The organism is Streptomyces monashensis, assembly GCF_001866665.1.
Classification (GTDB): Bacteria; Actinomycetota; Actinomycetes; order Streptomycetales; family Streptomycetaceae; genus Streptomyces; species Streptomyces monashensis.
Map to the genome: position 1 here is coordinate 25,634 of NZ_MLYO01000134.1, position 6,000 is coordinate 31,633.

Annotated in this window: 7 protein-coding genes; 2 read left to right on the top strand and 5 right to left on the bottom strand. The window is 71.2% G+C overall.

What is annotated here, in order from left to right; all coding sequences use genetic code 11:
• Positions 1–118 precede the first annotated feature (118 nt).
• The 5 genes from BIV23_RS44390 to BIV23_RS44405 form a co-directional block, all read right to left on the bottom strand.
• Complete coding sequence (locus tag BIV23_RS44390; protein ID WP_071386678.1) at positions 119–739, bottom strand: LysE family translocator; 621 nt, start codon at positions 737–739, stop codon at positions 119–121.
• Between the two features lie 162 nt (positions 740–901).
• The gene (locus BIV23_RS44395; RefSeq protein ID WP_071386679.1) at positions 902–1,498 is read right to left on the bottom strand and encodes a hypothetical protein; all 597 of its coding nucleotides are present in this window, start codon (positions 1,496–1,498) and stop codon (positions 902–904) included.
• A gap of 96 nt (positions 1,499–1,594) precedes the next feature.
• Positions 1,595–1,720 carry a hypothetical protein gene (locus BIV23_RS53465; protein ID WP_281250216.1) on the bottom strand — a complete coding sequence of 42 codons (126 nt, stop codon included), beginning with the start codon at positions 1,718–1,720 and terminating at the stop codon, positions 1,595–1,597.
• Positions 1,721–1,928: 208 nt separating this feature from the next.
• Positions 1,929–3,380: a purine-cytosine permease family protein gene (locus tag BIV23_RS44400; protein WP_177240262.1), complete on the bottom strand. Its 1,452-nt coding sequence runs from the start codon at positions 3,378–3,380 to the stop codon at positions 1,929–1,931.
• A gap of 99 nt (positions 3,381–3,479) precedes the next feature.
• Positions 3,480–4,367 (bottom strand): polysaccharide deacetylase family protein, encoded by an 888-nt coding sequence (locus tag BIV23_RS44405; protein WP_071386681.1) that lies wholly within the window; start codon positions 4,365–4,367, stop codon positions 3,480–3,482.
• Between the two features lie 293 nt (positions 4,368–4,660).
• Here BIV23_RS44405 and BIV23_RS44410 point away from each other — a divergent pair, with 293 nt between their 5' ends.
• Positions 4,661–5,212, top strand: a complete 552-nt coding sequence (locus BIV23_RS44410; protein WP_071386682.1) for a YciI family protein — start codon at positions 4,661–4,663, stop codon at positions 5,210–5,212.
• A 110-nt stretch (positions 5,213–5,322) separates the two neighbouring features.
• Positions 5,323–5,979 (top strand): DinB family protein, encoded by a 657-nt coding sequence (locus tag BIV23_RS44415; RefSeq protein WP_071386683.1) that lies wholly within the window; start codon positions 5,323–5,325, stop codon positions 5,977–5,979.
• Positions 5,980–6,000: the final 21 nt, after the last annotated feature.

Genomic DNA, 6,000 nt, shown 5'->3' on the forward strand with positions numbered 1-6,000 from the left:
CCTCTACGAAAAGTACCCGTTTGCCGTATTCGTTAGGCATGTCTCGTTTGGGTGAATGCACGGCCTGGACACGCCTCGGCCACCGAGGACGGGGGCGAGGAGGGCCGAGGGACACGGGTCAGCCGGCCGTCGTCGCGACGACGAGCCCGAACCCGATCAGTACGACGCCCGTCACCCGGCCCAGCGCCCGGCGCACTCGTGGCGTGTGCAGGAGCAGTCCGGCCTTGGCCAGCAGGAGCACGTAGCCGGCCAGCCAGATCAGGGTGAGGCCGATGTGCAGGAGGACGAGCAGCGTCATGGCCCAGGCGGTCGGCAACCGGGGCGGGGCCGGCGCAGGGAGCAGTCCGGTGTAGAAGACGGCGATCTCCGGGTTGAGGGCGTTGCTGACGAGCCCGGTCCGCCGCGGGTTGCCGTCGCGGGCGGGTGTGCCGGTCCGCGTCGGGACGGTCGCGCCCCGCCGGTGCTGCCACAGCGACTGCGCGCCCAGGAACACCAGATAACCGGCGCCGAGGAGCCTGACGGCCAGGTAGGCGTTGGGCGAGCCCGCGAGTACTGCCGCGAGCCCGGCCACGGTCAGCGCGCCCCAGAGCAGCAACCCGGCCGCTGTCCCGCCCGCCGTCCGCAGCGCGTCCCCGGTACCGGACGTGAGGGCCCGCCGGGTCACGACGGCCATGTCCGGTCCGGGCACGATGGTCAGCAGGGCGAGGACACCGACGGCCGCGGCGAGATGAGTCAGCATGCTTCCGCCCCGGCTCGCGGTCGCGGCGGAGGCACACAGAGGGGAGAGACGTTCTCGGACATGCGATCAGGCTCCGATGACCTGATGCGATCGGTCCAGCGAATGTTTTCTACCGACAATCGTCGGATATGCCGAACGTTCGAGGAGGCGGTGTCCGACCTCTCACGCGGCCGGCGCCACGTCGCAGGGGCAGGGCCGGTATTCCAGACCGAGTTCGCTGTCGACGGCGTGGCTGGTACGGGTCGAGGCGTCGGCGACCTTCTCCCAGGAGCCGTACTTCGCGTAGAGCTGGTCGGCGGTCGGGCCGAGCGGGTTGCCGTACTTGGCCATGTTGCGCTCCTCGAGCTGCCGGACCTCCTCGGGCGTCATGCCGGCCCGGGTGATCTCCTTCGCCTCGTTGCGCATGTCCACCAGCCGGCGGGCGATCTCCTCCGGGCCGGCTCCCGCGGCGCGCATCGCGCAGCGCACACGGTCCATCTCGCCGATGAGCCCGAGGTACCGCATGCGGATGTCCCGCGCCTGCACCCGCTCCTGCGGGGTCTCGCGGCGGATCTGGCACACCACCGGCTCAGGGCTCGTACAGGCTCCGGCGCTCGGCGGTGCCGTGGACAGCGGGGCCACGACGACCGGGCCGCCGCAGTGGTCCGCGCAGTGGGCGGGCGCTGCCGCGATCGCGGTGGGCAGGGTGGCGGCGGCCACGGTGGCCAGGACGACGACGGCGCGTCGCAGGACGCGCGGAGTGAAGGACGGTACACGCATGGTGCCAGTCTTCGGACGGGCGGGGTCCGGGGGCGGGCGGCGCGCGCGAAGATCACGCCAGGGAGTGACACGGGCGGTCGGTGACGCTTCCATCCGTCAACTCCCTTTGCTCGACGGCACGATGCCGACGACCTCCCGCGCACGGGACGTCGGCCCGACCGGCTCCGCCGGGGCCAGGGTCAGGCCCCGCACGCACCACAGCACGATGGCGATCGTGATCATGCAGCACGCCTGACACCGCCGGGACAGTACGCAGGCCGAGCGCTTCGGCGGCGGGCACGCGAGCAGGACACCGCCGAGCCCCGGGCTTCGCGGTCTGTCCCAGGACCTGACCGGCCTTCAGCAGCGCCTTGGCGGCGTGCCGCTGCTCGGCGGGTACGAGCTCCGCGACGACACCCGGTCCCCGCAGTGCCCCCGCCCGTCGCTTCCCTCAGGGCTCGCGGTGCTCGTGGGCCGCCTGTTCCAGTGCCACCGCCTCCTCCTGGGCCAGGCGGGTCTCGCCCTCGACGTCGATCGAGCGGGTCAGCCACCAGTACAGCAGGGCCGAGACCGGCAGGCCGATGAACAGGGAGATGTCTGCTCCGCCGAGCGCCTTGGCGGCGGGGCCGACGTACAGGGTGCCGACGGAGAAGAAGGGGATCATGGCCGCGAAGCCGACCACGTAGGCGATGATGCCGTGCCAGCCCCAACGGCCGTAGATTCCATGGGGGTTGAAGATCTCCGCGATGGCGTAGTGGCCGCGGCGGACCACGTAGTAGTCCATGAGGTTGACCGCGGTCCACGGGATGAAGAGGTAGAGCACGAGCAGCAGGAAGTTGTTGAAGTTCTCGAGGAAGTTGGCGGTCGCGGCCAGCGCGCCCACCAGCGAGAGGGCCGCGGTCAGGCCGAGGGTCAGCAGGCGTACGCCCAGGGTCGGCCGCACCCGCTTGAACGAGTCGATGCCGCTGATGAGGGTCAGCGAACCGCCGTACATGTTCAGGGCGGTGACGGACACCAGCCCCAGGGCGGCGAAGAGCAGGACGATCGTGCCGAAGCCGTCGAACACCTTGTCGCCCGCGGCGTTGATCGACTTGATGGTGTCGAAGTCCTTGCCCGCCCAGGCCGCCAGCAGGGTGCCGAGGACCATCAGCCAGATGCCGCCGAGCGCGGAGCCGAAGTACGTCCAGTAGAAGGTCTTGCGGACCGTGACGTTCGGCGGGAGGTAGCGCGAGTAGTCGGAGACGTAGATGGCCCAGCTGATCTGGTAGCCGGCGACCACGCCGAACTGGGCGAGGAACGGCGTCCACTTGAAGCCGCCGAGGTCGAAGGAGCCCGCCGGGTAGTGCAGGGTGGCCAGGACACCGACGGTGAAGATCCCGAAGATGACGAGGAAGGTGTACGTCAGGACCCGCTCGGCCTTGTGGATGATGTCGTAGCCGACCAGCGCGATGACGAGCGCGACCACGGTGACCACGACGACCCACAGCTTCACGCTGCCGTGCAGGGTGGTGTGCAGGGAGTCGGCGGCGAGGATGCTGTTGAAGACGTTGAAGCCCGCGTACTGCACATAGGCGAAGAGCCATACGAGGAGGGCGCCGACGTAGCCGAACTGCGGGCGCGACTGGATCATCTGCGGCAGGCCCAGCTGGGGCCCCTGCGCCGAGTGGAAGGCCATGAAGAACGTGCCGACGACCGTGCCGGCGACGATGGCCAGCAGCGACCAGACCAGATTGCCGCCCGAGGTGATGCTGATCAGGCCGACGGCCAGGGTGGCGATCTGGGCGTTGGACATGAACCACAGCGGGCCCAGATGCCAGAGCTTGCCGTGCCGCTCGTTCAGGGGGACGTAGTCGATGGACCGGACTTCGAGGCCTGACACCCTCGGCTCCGCTGAAGTACTCATGCCGCCTCCCGAACCCGGTCCGTCCCTGAGGGACATTGTTCTCCCGCAGGGGCCCGCTGACGAGTGCTGAGGTGCGGGTTCGCGTGATCGTTACCGGCGTCAGGCGGGGACCGCGTCCGAAAGGCGGACGAAACGGTGGCCGGCGGCGAGCAACTGCGGGACGGCGCTCGCGATGCCCTCGGCCGTGCCGCCCTCGGGGTGGTTCATGTGGCAGATGACGATGGAACCGCCGGGCGCCGCCACGACGGTCTCGTGGACCTGCCGGTGGGTGAAGGTGGCGCCGCCGTCACCGTTGACGGAGAAGCTGGCGAAGCGTTCCCCGAGGTCACGGACGATGTGCGCGGCGACGTCGTCGCAGTAGGCGGTCCCGGAGCGGAAGAACCGGGGCGGGGCGCCGAGCAGCCGGGTCAGCTTGGCCCGGTTCCCGGCGACCTCGTCGTACACCTCTCCCGCGCTGCGGGTGCCGGGGATGCCGTAGGCGGAGCGCCCGGAGACCGACAGCGGGAGGTGGCGGGTGCCGTGGTTGGCGATCTCGAACTGCGGCTCGCCGGCCAGCCGGTGGAACTCGGCCGGATTCTCGTCGATCCAGCGGGAGTTGAGGAACAGGGTCGCCGGGACCTGTCGCTTGCGAAGGAAGTCGATCAGGTCGCGGTCGAAGCCGCTGCCACCGCGGCCGCCGCACGCGTCGAAGGTCAGGGCGATCTCGTTCTTCGCGCGCGGCAGGGAGTGCACCACTCCGGGCGCGTCGAAGCCCCAGGAGTGCGGCACGCTGTGCCCGTAGCGGGCCACGATCCGGGCGCGGGTGACGGCGGGTCGGCTCGCGGCCCCCGACGCCGGGCCGGTGGCGCGGGAGGTTACCGGGGCCGGGGCCGTCTGCGCCGAGCCGGGGGAAGCGGCGGAGGCGTCAGCGCCCTTGTCCCGGCCCGCGCACCCGGCGAGCAGACCGCCCGCCATCGCGGCGAGCACCACACGACGACCGGCAGTCATCCGTCCACTCCTCCACACCTGATCCAATGCACCTGGACCAACGCAACTGAACCCGTAGAACTGATCGAACACACCTGGTGGAGGCCGCCGCAGCCGACGGTCTCCCCCAATCCGCCACCGTACGCAGCGCCGCGGCCCCGGCCGTGAAGACGCAGGTAAGCGCCGGTAAGAGGTCGTCCAGAATCACTCGACACGCGGCATGTTCCCCTGCTGCCGCCTGTGCCACGGTGTCCGGCGGCCGACGCCGAAAGCCGGTTGAAACGCCGCCCTGTGGTGGGGAAGGCTCCAGGGTCATGGAGTTCTTCTGCTACCACCGCGACCGCCCCGGCTCCCTGCCACTGCGCCAGGAACTGCTGGAGGAACACTGGTCCTACATGGACCGGTACGCACGGGAGATGATCGCGCGCGGCCCGACCTTCGCCGCCGACGGTACGACGCCCACCGGCAGCGTGCACGTCGTGGACCTGCCGGACCCCGCCGCCGCGCGTGCGTTCGCCCTCGACGAGCCCAACTACCAGGCCGGTGTCTACCGGGACGTGCTGCTGCGCCGGTGGCGCAACCTGCTGGGACGCACCATGTGGGACTTCCCCGGCGGCCGGACCGGCGGCAACCGCTACCTGGTGCTCGGCCTCGGCGCGGAGCCCGCCGCCGAGGCCGCACCACCGGCCGGCCGGGACGAGCTGATCGCGTACGGACCTCTTCTGTCGGACGACGGTACGGCCCGGCTGGGCACGGCGGCACTGGTGCGCGCGCCGGACCGGGACGCGGCCCGAGCCGTCCTCGCCGCGGACGGGCACGCGGCGGTCGAGGTCCACGACTGGGAGTTCGGCGGACGCCGGACGTGAGGCGCAGCGGCCGTCGTCGGCCTCGTCCTCGAAAGGCTCTCCGCGCGAGGACTTGTGGCCCGTGATCAAACGGCGGGCGGGGCCCGGTCCTGTCGCGATACGGTCCGACCATGCCCCTGCCGGCGAAGACCGCCTACTCCCCGTCCTCCGTCACCGCGGACGACCTCGACCTCGCCGTTCGGCTCGCCGTCGCCCTCCTGCGCGAGGCGCCCCCGGACGCCTGGGACGGCACGGCCGGCTCGCTGGAGTGGGACTGCTGGGAGACCGTCGAGCATCTCGCCGACGACCTTTTCGCCTATGCCGCCCAACTGGGCCCCAGGACACCGCCGTTGGAGGGCGAAGTCCCCTTCGTCTGGCAGCGCCGACGGCCCGGTGGACCGGCGAACGTCATCCACGCCGACCGTACGGCGGGGTCCGCCGGGCTGTTGCAGGTGCTGGAGGCGAGCGGCGCGCTGCTGGTCGCCATGGTGCGCACGACGCCCTCGCGGGTCCGCGCCCACCACGTCTTCGGCATCTCCGATCCCGAGGGGTTCGCGGCGATGGGGATCACGGAGACCCTGGTGCACACCTACGACCTGGCCCAGGGGCTCGGCCTGGCCTGGAGCCCGCCCGCCGACCTGTGCGCGCGGGTGCTCGCCCGGCTCTTCCCCGACGCCCCCGAGTCCATGGATCCCTGGCGCACCCTGCTGTGGGCCACCGGACGCGGCGAACTGCCCGGCCGCTCCCGTCTGACGACCTGGCGCTGGGACGGCACGCCTCGCGCCTAGGCCGTGTTTTAGGTCGGAGTT

Excerpts from the sequence above, each read along its gene's own strand:
- BIV23_RS44390 (WP_071386678.1), bottom strand. The coding sequence starts at position 739 with ATGCTGACTCATCTCGCCGCGGCCGTCGGTGTCCTCGCCCTGCTGACC.
- BIV23_RS44395 (WP_071386679.1), bottom strand. The coding sequence starts at position 1,498 with ATGCGTGTACCGTCCTTCACTCCGCGCGTCCTGCGACGCGCCGTCGTC.
- BIV23_RS53465 (WP_281250216.1), bottom strand. The coding sequence starts at position 1,720 with ATGATCACGATCGCCATCGTGCTGTGGTGCGTGCGGGGCCTGACCCTG.
- BIV23_RS44400 (WP_177240262.1), bottom strand. The coding sequence starts at position 3,380 with ATGAGTACTTCAGCGGAGCCGAGGGTGTCAGGCCTCGAAGTCCGGTCC.
- BIV23_RS44405 (WP_071386681.1), bottom strand. The coding sequence starts at position 4,367 with ATGACTGCCGGTCGTCGTGTGGTGCTCGCCGCGATGGCGGGCGGTCTG.
- BIV23_RS44410 (WP_071386682.1), top strand. The coding sequence starts at position 4,661 with ATGGAGTTCTTCTGCTACCACCGCGACCGCCCCGGCTCCCTGCCACTG.
- BIV23_RS44415 (WP_071386683.1), top strand. The coding sequence starts at position 5,323 with ATGCCCCTGCCGGCGAAGACCGCCTACTCCCCGTCCTCCGTCACCGCG.